Consider the following 14,476-nt stretch of genomic DNA (forward strand, 5'->3'; position numbering starts at 1 on the left):
CTTTTCCAACGGGGAGCAGATGCGTTTCCACAAGGCGGAATCCGCATTTTTCGTCTTTATTTTCGTGATCCTCGCCGCAGGCCTGGTGACGCTTCACGCCTATGGTCTTTTGCAGGGCATTGCCGCCGACATGGATACGGCTTCCCGCATCGAGAGGATCGTCTACCTCAACAGGCTGCTGTTCATCACCGGCGTGCTTCTGGCGACGGCGCTTTTCTTCGGCGTATTCTTCATCTACCCGCTGATCCGCAGCCAGGCGACGGAAGAGGGCAAGCTGCGGGCGATGACGGTGTCGCTCAGTGCCCGTTCGGAAACATTGCAGCATGCGGCGCTGACCGATGGTCTCACCGGCATGCAGAACCGGCGCTATTTCGACGATGCGTTGAAGGAATATCTCGAAGAATTCCGCCGCATCGAGAAGCCTGTCGGGCTGATGATCCTCGACCTCGATCATTTCAAGCAGGTCAACGACACACATGGCCACGATGTCGGCGACGAGGTGCTGAGGGCAGTCGCCAATTGCCTCAAAGGCATGACGCGCTATCATGACGTGGTGGCGCGGCTCGGCGGCGAGGAGTTTGCCGTGGTCACGCCCAACATGGACGCCGAGCTCTTACAGAAATTCGCCGAACGCATCCGCAAGGCGATCGCCAACATGTCGGTGCTGTCGGGCAATGTCCGCCTCAAGATTACCACCAGCGTCGGCCTGGCTGTGTGGGACCGCAAGGAAACGGCCGAGGAATTTTACCGCCGCGCCGACCGCCAGCTCTATGAGGCGAAGAGGCAGGGCCGCAACCGCGTCTGCGCCTAAAATCCCGAAGAAGAATTCATGAGGCCGGTTGCCTGACGCGGTTTTCTCGACTTTCGGCCTTCGCCGGCCGAAGCACTTGTGAGGTGCCTGCGACAGTTAAGGGCTACGGCCGGCGTAGGCCGGTGCTCACGGACTAAATGTCCGCTCCGCTCCGGCTTCTCGAAAGCCGCGCCATTCAATCCGACCTGATGAATTCCCTTTCGGGATTTACCCAAGCGGGCCAACGAAGCCGGGTCTTGGACGCCGACGCGGCTTTTGTTCGGTAGAAGGACGTTACGCTGAAGCTCAGTCGCTTTGCGAGCGCATGCCGAAGGTGGCGGGCTTGAGGCCGTAGCGCATGTCGAAATCGTCGTCGGGCTGGACGCGCGGTGCGGTGGCCGGCTTGCGGTAATCTGGATCGCCGGCCTGGCGGCCGGAATCCACCGCCTCGGCGAAGGCCATCTGCTGCTGCGTTTTCGGCACGTTGCGCAGCCGTTCGACGATGGCCGCGAGATCGACGTCGTTGCCATCCAGCGAGAACTCGTCCTGCTCTCGCTTGGCGGTGCCGGGGATCAGGTTCTCCGCCAGCTTTTCGAATTTCAGCCGCATGGTCGTCGCCACGCCTTCACCGAAGGCGATGGCTTCGCGCTGGCCCATCGACGACAGGAAGGCCAGTGTCGAGGCTGAAGAATCGGCGATCGCCGAGCGGATGATTGCCTGATCCTGCTCGTTGGCCAGCCGCATGGCGAAGAAGGTCGAGCACTGCGACAGGATGGTCGGATCGAGCTCGCCCGGGCGCTGGGTGACGACGCCGAGATAGCAGCCATATTTGCGGCCTTCCTTGGCGATGCGCGACAAAGCATGCCTTGTCGGCGCAAAGCCGAGCCGCGGATCGGCCGGCATGTAGCGATGCGCTTCCTCGCACAGCAGCAAAAGTTTCAGCCGGCCGTCGCTCCACAGAGCAAGGTCGAAGGCGAGCCGTGCCAGCACCGAGCAGACGGAGTTGACCACTTCGGACGGCATGCCGGCCATCTCGAAGCAGGTCACCGGGCGGCCATGATGCGGCACCCGGAAAATGTTGCCGATCGTCTCGTGGATCGTGTCCTCGATCAATCGCGAATTGAACATGAAGCGATAGCGCGGGTCGGACGCAGCGGACTCGATGCGCGTCTTCAGCGATTTCAGCGTCGGGCGGTCGTTCTTGCTTTCCAGGAGGCCCATGCGCTCGTCGATCTGCTTGATGAGATCGACCATGCGGTAGGGCACCGGCGTGTCGGCAGTCAGCGCATCGCTGCCGCGCCGCACATAGCTGCCGGAATTCGGGTTGCGATAGAGGTTCTTGGCGGCGGGGATCAGATCGCGCAGGACATCGACTTCTTCCGGCACCGTCTCGCGGCCGCGAAACAGCACTTCTGCGAACTCCTCCAGCCTGAACATCCAGAACGGCAGATCAAGCGTCTTGGAATCGACCCGGACGCAGAACTCAGGCAGCGACGCCGCGAATTCATTGTGCGGATCGAGGATGAGGATGCGCAGATCGGGCCGCGCGGCGATCGATTTGCGCAAGAGCAGCGAGACGGCGGTGGATTTGCCGACGCCTGTCGTGCCGACAATGGCGAAATGACGCGCCAGCGTGTCGTCGATGGCGATGTTGGCGTCGATCGCCTCATCCTGCGACAGCGTGCCGATGGTGATCGAGTGACGCCCGGCAAGGTCGTAGACCGCCCGCAGGTCGCGGCTGCGGATGCGGTGGGCAATTGCGCCGATATGCGGATAGGTGGTGATGCCGCGGTCGAAGATCGGGCGGTCGCCGGGCTCGGCGCCGTCGCGCACCTCGCCGATCAGTTCCACGCTGACCTCGATCGGATTCTGCCCCTCATTGCTCCAGGCGCGATCCGACTTGCCGATCTCATAGACCAGGCCAACCGTGCGCGATGTCCCGAGGTTGATGGAAATCATCTTGCCGACCGTCCACAGGCCGGTGACCGCGCCTTCGATATCGTCGGCGTAGGCACTGATGGTGGCGCGTGCACCGTCACACTGCACGACGTTGCCCAGAATGCGCTTGTCGTTCTGCTCGGCGCGGCGACGCTCCTGCGAGGTCGGTTCTCCAACGGAGGCTTCGCGCTCGACAAACATACAGTCCGATCCCATTTCCGTGGAGCGTCGACCCTACACAAATGGGGTTAAGGTGGCGTGTGGCGGGATGGTGTAGCAGAGGTTAACCCGTCAGCGAAAATTCGATCCACCGGCCTCTTCCCCGAATTCAGAATTTCGATATATTGGACGAATGACCGATATAGCGAATGACATATCCACCACGATCGGCAAAAGAATCCACGCCGAAAGAACCTTGCGAAACTGGTCGCTGGCGGAACTGGCGGACCGCTCAGGCGTTTCGAAAGCCATGCTCAGCACCATTGAGCGCGGCATGACCAGCCCAACCGCGGCCCTGCTGGTGCGCATAGCCGCCGCCTTCGGCATGACGCTGTCGACGCTCATTGCGCGGGCGGAGCAGCAAGGCGGCGGCCTGCTGCGCCAAGGCGATCAGCCGGTGTGGCGCGATCCCGGCACGGGCTATGTCAGGCGACATCTGTCGCCGGTCTCCGACATGCCGCTCGAACTGATCCGGGTGCAATTGCCGGCGGGCGCCAAAGTGAGCTTTCCGGCAGCGTCCTATGCCTTCATCAAGCAGCAGATGTGGCTGATCTCCGGGCGGCTCGACTTCACCGAGGGCGATGTCGTGCACAGTCTCGCACCCGGCGACTGCCTGGCGCTCGGCGCGCCGTTGGACTGCACGTTCCATGCCGTCGGGCCACAGCCGGCCGACTATCTGGTTGCGCTGGTCAGGGGCTGAAATCGTGGCAAGACGTCCCAAGCGCTCCGACAATGGCGGACCGCCGCTCGACGACTACAAAGGCCCGCCCTGGGGCAAGGGCGATCCATACATCTTCCTCGCCTGGCAGGCAGCGCACGCCAAGGCGTGGAAGGCGCCGAGCCGCGATGTGATGCTGATGCGCATGGAAAAGGCCGAGCAGCTGGGCCTGACCTATGAGGAATACACACTCGAGATCCTCGAGCGTGGGCTGCATCTGCAGCCAAAGGACGCCGATCGCATTGCCGCGATCAAGGCAGGACGAAAACGACGCCGCGTCGCGCGGCTGGATTGATGGCAGCAAGGATAGTGCAAGCATGAGTTCCATCGAAATCAGGTCGCTGACTGCGGAAACACGCGACATGCTGGCCGACCTGCTGATCGAGACGGTCGCGGCCGGCGGCTCCGTCAGCTTCATGCATCCACTATCCAGGCAAGCGGCGGAAACCTTCTGGGACAACTCGCTGATGGCAGCGGAGAGGGGTGAACGAGTGGTGCTGGGCGCCTGGCAGGGAGACGCTCTCGTCGGTACCGTGACCTTGCTGCTCGACTTTCCAGTCAACCAGCCGCACCGGGCCGAGATCGCCAAGCTGATGACCCGGCTCGCACATCGCGGCAAGGGCATAGCGAGCCGGCTGATGCGCGCCGCCGAAGGCCTCGCCGTCGAGAGAGGCCGCACGCTGCTGGTGCTGGACACCGCGACCGAGGAAGGCGCTTCGGGCCTCTACGAAAAACTCGGCTTCACGCTTGCCGGCGAAATACCGGACTTTGCGTTGAAGCCGCATGGCGGACTGACCGGCACGCTCATCTACTGGAAGCGCATCGGCCAGTCCGCGAGTGGTCCTGCCTAGCCCTTGTGATGGGCTTGCTGCAGCGCGTAGACCGGCGTCGCAATGCCTTCCATCCGCGCCTTCAGCTGCAGCGACAGGAACTGCGAATAGTGGCGCGACTGGTGCAAATTGCCGCCGTGGAACCAGAGTGCCTCCTGCTGCGTCGGCTTCCACATGTTGCGCAGTTCGCCTTCCCAAGGGCCTGGGTCCTTGGTGGTGTTCGAGCCGAGGCCCCAGCACTTGCCGACCTTGTCTGCGACGTCCCTTGAGATCAAATCGGCTGCCCAGCCGTTCATCGAACCGTAGCCGGTGGCGTAGACGATAAGATCGGCCGGCAGTTCGGATCCGTCGGAGAGCAGAACGGAATGCGCCTTGATCTCCTTCACCTCGACGCCGCTCTTCAATTTGATCGAGCCGTCGATAATCAGGTCGGAGGCGCCGACGTCGATGTAGTAGCCCGAGCCGCGCCTCAGATATTTCATGAACAGGCCGGAGCTATCATCGCCCCAGTCGAGCATGAAGCCGGCCTTCTCCAGGCCTTTGTAGAAGCTGGCGTCGCGCTTCTTCATCTCGGCATAGGCCGGGATCTGGAACTCGTGCAGGATCTTGTAGGGCAGGGAGGCGAAGACGAGGTCTGCCTTGGCGGTGGTCATGCCGCTCGCAACCGCCTTTTCCGAATAGAGCGAGCCCAGCCCGATCTCCATCAGCGTGTCCGACTTGACGATATGCGTGGTCGAGCGCTGTACCATGGTGACATCTGCGCCGGCCTCCCAAAGGGCGGCCGCGATGTCATGGGCGGAGTTGTTGGAACCGATGATGACGGCTTTTCTGCCGGCGTAGGCGTCGGGGCCGGGGTGCTTCGAGGAGTGATGCTGGTCGCCCTTGAATGTGTCCATGCCCTTGAAGCTCGGCATGTTGGCCTTGCCGGATTGCCCCGTGGCCAGCACCAGCTGCTTCGGCTTCAGCGTGATGTCCTTGCCGTCGCGGCGCACGACCACCGTCCATTCCTTCTTCTTGTCGTCATAGACGGCGCTCTTGGCCTCGGTCGAGGACCAGTAATTCAGCTCCATCACCTTGGCGTACATTTCCAGCCAGTCGCCGATCTTGTCCTTGGGCGCGAAGACCGGCCAGTTCCTGGGAAAGTCGATATAGGGCAGATGGTCGTACCAGACCGGGTCATGCAGGCAGAGCGACTTGTAGCGCTTGCGCCAGCTGTCGCCGGCACGCTCGTTCTTCTCGACGATGATGGTGGGCACGCCGAGTTGCCTGAGCCGCGCGCCGAGCGCGATGCCGCCCTGGCCGCCGCCGATGATGAGCGTGTAGGGCTGTGTCTTGAAGCCGAGCTCGGCGGCCTCCTTCTCGCGCTCTTCCTTCCAGGTCGGGCGGTTCTTGCCATGACCGTGCTTGGCGCCGAGCGGGCGGTCGAAGCCGGCCGGCTCCTCATGGCCCTTGAGCTCGACCATTGTGGTGAGCAGCGTCCAGATCTTGCCGTCCTTCAACCTGATGTGACCGAAGCCGCGCGCCACCGCCGTCTCGAAGCTGATCCAGCCGTCGAGCACGCCGTCGTTTTCCGAGGCGTCCTCGCCCTTGGCGATCGCCCAGTTCGACGGTTTGGTCTTGGCTAATTGGCTGACCAGCATGTCGCGCACCTGATCGCGGCCCTCCATCGTCTTGATGTTCCAGGTGAAGGTGACGAGATCGCGCCAAAAACAGTCCTCCTGGAAGCAGGCGACGGCCTTGTCGACATCGCCGGCGGTGAGTGCCGCGCCGAAGCGATCGAGCAGGTCGGAAAGCTTCTTGTTGGGGGCCTTGTCGAGCATTGAATTTCCTCCGCGATTTTTTCCTGGCCGCCTGTAGCGAGCGGAACCCTGCCGAAGCTTGACGTCCGGCTTCGCGCAGTATCGCGGCAAACCATGCGCCGCGTCACGTCGTCCAATAGTTTGGTGCGTATTCAGGGGCTTATCGGGAAATCGCCGTGCGGACGGCGCCCGGCTCAAATGCTACGAGCGATCTGCCATCCGCTGGCTGAACACCGTAGCGAACCATTGCTGGACATCGTCCTCGGCGCGGCTGAGATGCGCGCCGGAGGGGGCGGTCAGATAGTGCCCGGCGCCGCCCGACAGCGCAAATTCGGAAAGGGTCACCAGCGATCCGTCGCGCAGCGCCGCATCGGCGAGCGGACGCGATCCCAGTACCATGCCGGCGCCGTGCTTTGCCGCCTCGAGCGCGGCGACGAAACTGTCGAATTTGTGCGCCGGCCCGATGGTGGGCTTCATGCGTGCGGCGGCGAACCATTCGCCCCACATTTCGCGCGCACCGACGACTGTCAGTTTCGGCAATTCCGTCCAGTCCGACATCTTGGCGAGATGTGGCGCCGCCATCGGCGTCAATGTTTCCCGGGTGAGCCGATCAGCCTGCCGTCCGGCGAAGGAGCCATTGCCGAAACGGATATCGAGCATGCCGGAGCGCTCACCATAATCTGCCGGCGTATGGATGGTCTCGATCTGCAATTGGACGTGCGGCAGGCTGGTCGCCATTTCGGGCAGGACCGGCGCGATCATCAGCACGGCAAAGGAGATCGGCGATCGTATCGTCACGCTCTGGATCGTCCTCGGTTCGAACAGCTCACGCGTGCTGTTGCCGATCACGGCGAAGGCCGATTGCAAATGCGGCAGATAGGCCGCCGCCTCCGGCGTCAGTTCGACACCGCGCGCCAGGCGGATGAACAAAGGATGCCTCAGCCGCTCTTCGAGCGAGCGGATGTGCTGGCTTACGGCCGCCTGGGTCAGGCCGAGCTCGGCAGCGGCAGCGGTGAAATTCGACAGCCGCGCGGCCGCCTCGAAGCTGCGCAGCCAGTCAAGCGGCGGCAAGGGCAGGGTTGTTTGAGCCATTAGAAATTTATGCCCATAGGCCGAAAAACGATAATTTGAATTATGCCTCTTATCCCGCCAACATGCAATTGAAGCCCACGGACCCGGCTGTGGGGCGCAACTGACAGGAACGGATCTCCATGCTTACCCACGCGCTGATCGGCGACGAAGGAAGAACAATCGACCTCGGCTGGAAGGACGGGACGCGCACCCGCTTTCATGCGATGTGGCTGCGCGACAATGCGCTCGACGACAAGACGCGCAGCGCCGGCAACGGCCAGCGGCTTATCACCATTCTCGACATTCCCGCGCAAACGCGGATCGGCGCGGCCGCGATCAAGGGCGACGCCCTCGAGATCAGCTTCGTGCCGGAACAGAAAACCGTCAGCTTCCCCGCGGCCTGGCTGAGCGCCAATGCCTATGATCGCGATGCCGCCCGCCAGCCCGGCTGGACCGGCGAGGGCACCGTGCGATGGACCAAGGCCACGATGCAGAATTCGGTGCCGCGCGCCGGCTATGTCGCGGCCAGCCGCGACCGCGCTGTGTTGGGGCAATGGCTGTCGGCGGTGAAAACCTATGGCTTCGCGGTGATGGACGACCTGCCGACCGAATCCGGGGCGCTGGTCAAAGTGTCCGATCTGTTCGGCTATATCAGAGAGACCAACTACGGCCGCTGGTTCGAGGTGCGCGCCGAGGTCAACCCGACCAACCTGGCCTACACCAATCTCGGCCTGCAGGCGCACACCGACAATCCCTATCGCGATCCGGTGCCGACGCTGCAGATCCTGTCCTGCATCGAAAATACGGTGGAGGGCGGTGAATCGAGCGTCGTCGACGGTTTTGCGGTGGCAGCCGCCTTGCAGGCCGAGAACCCCGAAGGTTTTCGTCTGTTGAGCTCATACCCGGCGCGTTTCGAATATGCCGGCTCGTCGGGTGTGCGTTTGCAGGCCAAGCGGCCGATGATCGAGCTCGGGCCGGATGGCGAGCTGATCTCCATCCGCTTCAACAACCGCTCGCTGGCGCCGACCGTCGATGTACCGTTCGCCGACATGGAGGCCTACTACGCCGCCTATCGCCGGTTCGCCGAACTGATCGAGGATCCGTCCTTCGAAGTGACCTTCAAGCTCGAGGCAGGGCAGGCCTTCATCGTCGACAACACCCGCGTCATGCATGCCCGCAAGCAATTTTCCGGCACCGGTAAGCGCTGGCTGCAGGGTTGCTACGCCGACAAGGACGGGCTGTTGTCGACGCTTTCGGCGATCGAACACGCGTTCAAGGAGGCCGCGGAATGAACGGCCAGGATTTGAACGCGGGCAACATCGTCGAGTTCATCGCCGATATTTTCGAACGCCGAGGGGCGGAATCCTATCTCGGTGAACCCGTCACCATGTCGGAGCACATGCTGCAGGGCGCCTGGTTCGCCGAAAAGGACGGCGCGCCGGAGGTGCTGGTCGCGGCCGCCCTGCTGCACGACATCGGCCACTACACCAGCGAGTTCGGCACCTATTCGCCCGACGATGTCGAGGACAAGCATCATGACGAAGCCGGTGGCGAGGTGCTGGCGCCGTTCTTTCCGCCTGTCATCGTCGAGTGTGTGCGGCTGCATGTCTCGGCCAAGCGCTACCTCTGCGCCACCGACCCGACCTATTTCGGCAAGCTGTCGCAGGCCTCGGTCCACACGCTGTCGCTGCAGGGCGGGCCGATGAATGCCGAAGAGGTGGCCGAGTTCCGCAAGAACCCGTTCCACGAGGAAGCGGTGCGGGTTCGCATCTGGGACGAGGCCGGCAAGATCGCCAACATGAAGACGCGGAATTTTCGCGACTACGTGCCGCTGCTGCAGCGTGTCGTCCGCGACTTCGCCAATCGCACCTGATCGCAAATCCACACTCGAGAGGGAACGGCCATGTGCTTCCGCTTCGATGGTCAATGCGCGGTGACGGCTCACAGGCCGGGGAAATGCCGGGAGCACGCGCTCCCGGCCAGTTCCTCCGAGCCATCGCCAATTGCTTCTCGCGGGAAATTAAACGAACCGCATACTGCGGGCGGATCTGAGCCCGATGCGGCCGCCCACATTGCCCGTTGACAGCGGCGCAAAAGCAATTCTATTGTCCGCCACGATGAAAAAGGCACTCATTCTCGTAGGAAAGCGCGTGGGCAAGGCGGTGTAACCGCCGGGCGAAAACCTCCCATGCGCAACACACAGGCTCCCTCGGGGGCCTTTTTTATTGCCCAAAACACGACTAAACGACCAATAACACCCAAATGGCAACGCCCATGGGGCGACAGTACGGGACCAGACCGATGAGCAACGGACAGAACGAACGGCGTGAAATGACGGGCGCCGAAATGGTGGTGCAGGCGCTGAAGGACAATGGCGTCAAGCATGTCTTCGGCTATCCCGGCGGCGCGGTGCTTCCGATCTACGACGAAATCTTCCAGCAGGACGAGGTCGAGCACATTCTGGTCCGCCACGAGCAGGGTGCCGGCCATGCGGCGGAAGGCTATGCGCGCTCGACCGGCAAGGCCGGCGTCATGCTGGTGACGTCAGGCCCAGGCGCCACCAATGCGGTGACGCCGCTGCAGGATGCGCTGATGGATTCGATCCCGCTGGTCTGCCTGACCGGGCAGGTGCCGACTTCGCTGATCGGTTCGGATGCGTTCCAGGAGTGCGACACGGTCGGCATCACGCGCCCCTGCACCAAGCACAATTGGCTGGTGAAGGACGTCAACGAACTCGCCGCCACCATCCATGAGGCTTTCCATGTCGCGACCACCGGCCGCCCCGGCCCAGTGGTGGTCGACATCCCGAAGGACGTGCAGTTTGCCAAGGGCATCTATGTGCCGCCGCAGACGGCGCCGCGCACCAGCTACCAGCCGAAGGTCCAGGGCGACCTGGAGAAGATCAAGGCAGCAGTCGAACTGATGGCCGGCGCCAAAAAGCCGATCATCTATTCGGGCGGCGGCGTCATCAATTCCGGCCCGGAGGCGAGCCATCTGCTGCGCGAACTGGTCGATCTCACTGGTTTCCCGATCACCTCGACGCTGATGGGGCTCGGCGCCTATCCGGCCTCGGGCAAGAACTGGATGGGCATGCTGGGCATGCACGGCACCTACGAAGCCAATATGGCGATGCACGATTGCGACGTGATGATCTGCATCGGCGCGCGCTTCGACGACCGTATCACCGGGCGGCTGACGGCGTTCTCGCCGAACTCGAAGAAGATCCACATCGACATCGATCCGTCGTCGATCAACAAGAACGTCCACACCGATGTGCCGATCATCGGCGATGTCGGCCGTGTGCTGGAAGACATGGTGCGGCTGTGGCGGGCGTCCGCCAAGACCGACAAGAAGGCGCTCTACCCCTGGTGGGAGCAGATCGCCAAATGGCGCGCGCGCGATTCACTCGCCTTCAAGATGAACCACGACGTGATCATGCCGCAATACGCCATCCAGCGGCTCTATGCGCTGACCAAGGACATGGACACCTACATCACCACGGAGGTTGGCCAGCACCAGATGTGGGCGGCGCAGCACTATCATTTCGAGAAGCCGAACCGCTGGATGACGTCGGGCGGGCTGGGCACGATGGGCTACGGCCTGCCGGCGGCGCTCGGCGTGCAGATCGCGCATCCCGATGCGCTGGTCATCGACATCGCCGGCGACGCTTCGGTGCAGATGACGATGCAGGAGATGAGCGCTGCCGTGCAGCACAATGCGCCGATCAAGATCTTCATCCTCAACAACCAGTATATGGGCATGGTGCGGCAGTGGCAGCAGCTTCTGCACGGCAACCGGCTGTCGCATTCCTACACCGAGGCGATGCCGGACTTCGTCAAGCTGGCCGAGGCCTATGGCGGCCACGGCATTCGCTGCGAGAAGCCGGATGAGCTGGACGATGCGATCAAGGAGATGATCGCGGTGGACAAGCCGGTGCTGTTCGACTGCCGCGTGGCGACGCTCGCCAACTGCTTCCCGATGATCCCGTCGGGCAAGGCGCATAACGAAATGCTCCTGCCGGACGAGGCGACCGACGAAGCCGTGGCCAACGCCATCGACGCCAAGGGCAGGGAACTGGTCTAGGACAAGCCGGGGCAGGGCTTGTCGAAAGAAGCCGTGCGCAAACAGAGAATTAGCTCAAAAGTCTGAAATCGAGATTCATGTCATGAACGCACAGCTTCAACCGACCGGCTCCGCCTATTTCATCGCCAAGGAAACCGAGAAGCCGGAGAACCACACGCTCTCCGTGCTGGTCGACAACGAGCCCGGCGTGCTAGCCCGGGTCATCGGCCTGTTTTCCGGCCGTGGCTACAACATCGAGAGCCTGACCGTCTCCGAGACCGAGCACGAAAAGCATCTGTCGCGCATCACCATCGTGACGCGCGGCACGCCGCATGTGCTGGAGCAGATCAAGCACCAGCTCGAGCGCATCGTGCCGGTGCATCGCGTCGTCGATCTCACCGTGCGTTCGCAGGAGTTCGGCCAGGAGCGGCCGCTGGAGCGTGAGCTGGCGCTGGTCAAGGTGGCCGGCACCGGCGAAGCCCGCGTCGAGGCTCTGCGGCTGGCTGATGCCTTCCGCGCCAGCGTCATCGACGCCAACACCGAGCACTTCATCTTCGAGATCACCGGCAAGGGCACCAAGATCGACCAGTTCATCGCCATCATGAAGCCGCTCGGCCTAGTCGAGATCTGCCGCACCGGCGTGGCCGCGCTGAACCGCGGGCCGCAAGGCATGTAGTCGTCAGTCCGACGACTTTGTCGGCTTGGCGTCGATCTTGCCGCTCGCCATCTCCTTGCTCTCCCGCTTGATCGGGCGCGAGACCGGGCAGACGTCCTGAACGAAGCCGTTCAGTGTGTTCACCAGATTGTTCTGGACCAGCGAGTAGCGGATGAATTGTCCCTGCCGCTCCCTGGCGATGAGGCCGGCCGTCTCCAGGATGTTGAGATGCTGCGAGATCGACGGCTTCGATATGTCGAAGCGTGCCGCGATCTCACCCGCTGTCAGCGACGAGTGCGCGAGATAGGCAAGGATCTTGCGCCTCGGCTGCGACGACAGCGCTTCGAACACGCGCTGTATGGCGCCGTTGCCGCCGGAAGCCGTTTCACCATCCGCTGCATTGTCTTCGATCACTGCTTGCCTCGATTTTGCCTCCGGTAATTAGGCTATTGCCTAAATACCTAATTCGGCCTAATAGATAATTAGCTTACTGCCTAAATAAAGGCCGACGCGCCGGAAGGCAAGGCTCTTGGTTCGGAAATGTTTCCTGCAGAGGAGGGGTACCGATGAAGACCATATCCACAGGCAGAATGATATCGCAGCCACTAAGCGACGCCGAAGACGGCGAGGTCGTCTGGATGCCGGCCAAGTCGATCTGGGTTGGCGCGATGACGCTGATTGCGCTGGTGTTCGGGCCGCTGACATTCAGCTGGGGCGCCTTTGCCCTGTTCGTGGTGACGACGGCGGTGTCGATCTGCGCCGGGCATTCGGTTGGCATGCATCGCCTCCTCATCCATCGCTCGTTCAAGGTGCATATCTGGATCGAACATGCGCTGGTCTATCTCGGCACGCTTGTCGGCATGGCCGGTCCCTTCGGCATGATCTATGCGCATGACATACGCGACTGGGCGCAACGCCAGACGGCGTGCCACGATCTGCATGCCCACCGCCGGCCATTCTTCACCGACGCTTTCTGGCAGATGCATTGCGCCGTCGCGCTGCGCAATCCGCCCGACTTCGTCATCGAGCCGTCGATCCGCAACGACCGCTTCTACAAATTCGTCGAGCGGACATGGATGCTGCAGCAATTGCCTTGGGCGATCCTGTTCTTTGCCCTTGGCGGCTGGAGCTGGGTGGTCTGGGGCATCGCGGTGCGGGTCTCGGTATCGCTGACCGGGCACTGGTTGATCGGACATTTCGCGCATCGCAGCGGGCAGCAGGGATGGCGCGTCGAGGGTGTCGCCGTGCAGGGCTACAATCTGCCGCGTTTTGGCCTGGTCACCTTCGGCGAGAGTTTTCACGGCAACCATCACGCGTTCCCCGAATCCGCCAGGCTCGGCCTCGAACGCGGGCAGATCGACCTCGGCTGGGTCTTCATCCGCATCCTCGCCGCTCTGGGTCTCGCGCATGGGGTGAAGCTTCCCTGGAACACCCCGAAGCGCAAAGGTCTGCGGCGTATGGCTAGCCATCAAGAGACGGCCGCCGCTCCCGGCCTGTTGTCGGCACGGCCCCACGGCAGGTAGATTATGCCGGCCGTGACAAGGCTGGCGACAGGGGCAGACGACGACAGGGCGTATTGGACCAATCGAATGAAGTTGCGTCCGGTGCCCGGTCGATTTAAGTCAGTATTCCTGACCTTTACGAGCCGTCATGTCCCTCGACGCCTTCCTTGCCCTGCTGGTTTACGCCTTCGTGACCTCGATCACGCCGGGGCCGAACAATCTCATGCTTCTGGCGTCGGGTGTTAATTTCGGTATCGTCAGGACCATTCCGCATATGCTCGGCATCAGCATCGGCTTCTTCGTGCTGTTGCTGGCCGTCGGCTTCGGCCTCGGCGCCGTGCTGACGGCGTTTCCAGCGCTGCACACCGGATTGAAGATCGCCGGTGCCGCCTATCTGCTTTACCTCGCCTGGAAGATCGCCATGTCGCGCTCGCTCAGCGCAAAGGGCGAGGTTGAGGCAAAGCCGATGCGCTTCATCGATGCGGCGGCATTCCAGTGGGTCAATCCCAAGGCATGGGTGATGGCGATCACCGCCATGGCTGTCTACACCAACGCCGACCACCCGTTCCTGTCGGTGGCGCTGATCTCGCTCGCCTTCGCCATCGTCAACTTGCCGAGCGTGTCGGTGTGGGCCGGTTTCGGCACCGCGCTGCGCGGCTTCCTGTCGGATCCGGTGCGGCTGAAATGGTTCAACATCGCCATGGGTGTGCTCTTGGCGGCGACGCTCTGGCCGATGCTGAAATAGACGCATCTGGCCTGAAATCTCAACCACATCCTGGCTGCTTTTCCGACCCTTGAGCCGGCTGCTCATTCATTGTGCAGTGCACATTAAATCTTCGTAATGCCGCGTTTTGGCCCTTTTCCGACAAAGGCGTGTCCTATCTACTTCCGC

Annotated in this window: 14 protein-coding genes; 10 read left to right on the forward strand and 4 right to left on the reverse strand. The window is 62.5% G+C overall.

The genetic code is table 11. From position 1 onward, the window contains the following. Positions 1–19 precede the first annotated feature (19 nt). Positions 20–811: a GGDEF domain-containing protein gene (locus AC1D1B_RS20875; protein WP_477334316.1), complete on the forward strand. Its 792-nt coding sequence runs from the start codon at positions 20–22 to the stop codon at positions 809–811. A gap of 285 nt (positions 812–1,096) precedes the next feature. On the opposite strand, the gene AC1D1B_RS20880 is transcribed toward AC1D1B_RS20875, so the two are convergent. Next, positions 1,097–2,929, reverse strand: coding sequence for an ATP-binding protein (locus AC1D1B_RS20880; RefSeq protein WP_477334317.1), 1,833 nt, complete (start codon positions 2,927–2,929; stop codon positions 1,097–1,099). A gap of 151 nt (positions 2,930–3,080) precedes the next feature. Between AC1D1B_RS20880 and AC1D1B_RS20885 the strand changes: the two genes are divergently transcribed. The 3 genes from AC1D1B_RS20885 to AC1D1B_RS20895 are packed head-to-tail and all read left to right on the forward strand — an operon-like array spanning position 3,081 to position 4,516. After that, positions 3,081–3,647: a helix-turn-helix domain-containing protein gene (locus tag AC1D1B_RS20885; RefSeq protein ID WP_477334318.1), complete on the forward strand. Its 567-nt coding sequence runs from the start codon at positions 3,081–3,083 to the stop codon at positions 3,645–3,647. A 4-nt stretch (positions 3,648–3,651) separates the two neighbouring features. Next, positions 3,652–3,960, forward strand: a complete 309-nt coding sequence (locus tag AC1D1B_RS20890; RefSeq protein WP_477334319.1) for a hypothetical protein — start codon at positions 3,652–3,654, stop codon at positions 3,958–3,960. A 22-nt stretch (positions 3,961–3,982) separates the two neighbouring features. Then, positions 3,983–4,516, forward strand: a complete 534-nt coding sequence (locus tag AC1D1B_RS20895; RefSeq protein ID WP_477334320.1) for an N-acetyltransferase family protein — start codon at positions 3,983–3,985, stop codon at positions 4,514–4,516. Here AC1D1B_RS20895 and AC1D1B_RS20900 read toward each other — a convergent pair. Together AC1D1B_RS20900 and AC1D1B_RS20905 are read right to left on the reverse strand one after the other, a co-directional pair. Next, a complete protein-coding gene (locus tag AC1D1B_RS20900) occupies positions 4,513–6,315 on the reverse strand; it encodes an NAD(P)/FAD-dependent oxidoreductase (RefSeq protein WP_477334321.1) in 1,803 nt (600 codons plus the stop codon). The genes AC1D1B_RS20895 and AC1D1B_RS20900 overlap by 4 nt on opposite strands. Positions 6,316–6,495: 180 nt before the next feature. After that, positions 6,496–7,386 carry a LysR family transcriptional regulator gene (locus AC1D1B_RS20905; RefSeq protein ID WP_477334322.1) on the reverse strand — a complete coding sequence of 297 codons (891 nt, stop codon included), beginning with the start codon at positions 7,384–7,386 and terminating at the stop codon, positions 6,496–6,498. Between the two features lie 119 nt (positions 7,387–7,505). On the opposite strand from AC1D1B_RS20905, the gene tmpA reads away from it, so the two are divergent. The 4 genes from tmpA to ilvN all read left to right on the forward strand — a co-directional run bounded on the left by tmpA (position 7,506) and on the right by ilvN (position 12,103). Next, entirely contained in the window at positions 7,506–8,657 is a 1,152-nt protein-coding gene (gene tmpA, locus AC1D1B_RS20910) for a 2-trimethylaminoethylphosphonate dioxygenase (protein WP_477334323.1), read from the forward strand. Then, positions 8,654–9,238: a (R)-1-hydroxy-2-trimethylaminoethylphosphonate oxygenase gene (gene tmpB, locus AC1D1B_RS20915; protein WP_477334324.1), complete on the forward strand. Its 585-nt coding sequence runs from the start codon at positions 8,654–8,656 to the stop codon at positions 9,236–9,238. The genes tmpA and tmpB overlap by 4 nt, the downstream gene beginning before the upstream one ends. 428 nt (positions 9,239–9,666) lie before the next feature. Then, complete coding sequence (locus AC1D1B_RS20920; protein ID WP_477334325.1) at positions 9,667–11,448, forward strand: acetolactate synthase 3 large subunit; 1,782 nt, start codon at positions 9,667–9,669, stop codon at positions 11,446–11,448. 82 nt (positions 11,449–11,530) lie between these two features. Next, positions 11,531–12,103 (forward strand): acetolactate synthase small subunit, encoded by a 573-nt coding sequence (gene ilvN, locus AC1D1B_RS20925; protein ID WP_477334326.1) that lies wholly within the window; start codon positions 11,531–11,533, stop codon positions 12,101–12,103. Between the two features lie 3 nt (positions 12,104–12,106). On the opposite strand, the gene AC1D1B_RS20930 is transcribed toward ilvN, so the two are convergent. Further along, a complete protein-coding gene (locus AC1D1B_RS20930; protein ID WP_477334327.1) occupies positions 12,107–12,496 on the reverse strand; it encodes a metalloregulator ArsR/SmtB family transcription factor in 390 nt (129 codons plus the stop codon). A gap of 152 nt (positions 12,497–12,648) precedes the next feature. Between AC1D1B_RS20930 and AC1D1B_RS20935 the strand changes: the two genes are divergently transcribed. Next, positions 12,649–13,605 carry an acyl-CoA desaturase gene (locus AC1D1B_RS20935; protein ID WP_477334328.1) on the forward strand — a complete coding sequence of 319 codons (957 nt, stop codon included), beginning with the start codon at positions 12,649–12,651 and terminating at the stop codon, positions 13,603–13,605. Between the two features lie 127 nt (positions 13,606–13,732). Beyond that, the gene (locus AC1D1B_RS20940; RefSeq protein WP_477334329.1) at positions 13,733–14,329 is read left to right on the forward strand and encodes a LysE family translocator; all 597 of its coding nucleotides are present in this window, start codon (positions 13,733–13,735) and stop codon (positions 14,327–14,329) included. Positions 14,330–14,476 lie beyond the last annotated feature (147 nt).

This window comes from Mesorhizobium sp. P2_C5_2 (assembly GCF_056404535.1).

What these genes read in the sequence shown, in the direction of transcription:
- AC1D1B_RS20905 (WP_477334322.1), bottom strand. Translation starts at nt 7,386, where the DNA reads ATGGCTCAAACAACCCTGCCCTTGCCGCCGCTTGACTGGCTGCGCAGC.
- AC1D1B_RS20895 (WP_477334320.1), top strand. Translation starts at nt 3,983, where the DNA reads ATGAGTTCCATCGAAATCAGGTCGCTGACTGCGGAAACACGCGACATG.
- tmpA (WP_477334323.1), top strand. Translation starts at nt 7,506, where the DNA reads ATGCTTACCCACGCGCTGATCGGCGACGAAGGAAGAACAATCGACCTC.
- AC1D1B_RS20880 (WP_477334317.1), bottom strand. Translation starts at nt 2,929, where the DNA reads ATGTTTGTCGAGCGCGAAGCCTCCGTTGGAGAACCGACCTCGCAGGAG.
- tmpB (WP_477334324.1), top strand. Translation starts at nt 8,654, where the DNA reads ATGAACGGCCAGGATTTGAACGCGGGCAACATCGTCGAGTTCATCGCC.
- AC1D1B_RS20885 (WP_477334318.1), top strand. Translation starts at nt 3,081, where the DNA reads ATGACCGATATAGCGAATGACATATCCACCACGATCGGCAAAAGAATC.
- ilvN (WP_477334326.1), top strand. Translation starts at nt 11,531, where the DNA reads ATGAACGCACAGCTTCAACCGACCGGCTCCGCCTATTTCATCGCCAAG.
- AC1D1B_RS20935 (WP_477334328.1), top strand. Translation starts at nt 12,649, where the DNA reads ATGAAGACCATATCCACAGGCAGAATGATATCGCAGCCACTAAGCGAC.
- AC1D1B_RS20940 (WP_477334329.1), top strand. Translation starts at nt 13,733, where the DNA reads ATGTCCCTCGACGCCTTCCTTGCCCTGCTGGTTTACGCCTTCGTGACC.
- AC1D1B_RS20900 (WP_477334321.1), bottom strand. Translation starts at nt 6,315, where the DNA reads ATGCTCGACAAGGCCCCCAACAAGAAGCTTTCCGACCTGCTCGATCGC.
- AC1D1B_RS20920 (WP_477334325.1), top strand. Translation starts at nt 9,667, where the DNA reads ATGAGCAACGGACAGAACGAACGGCGTGAAATGACGGGCGCCGAAATG.
- AC1D1B_RS20875 (WP_477334316.1), top strand. Translation starts at nt 20, where the DNA reads ATGCGTTTCCACAAGGCGGAATCCGCATTTTTCGTCTTTATTTTCGTG.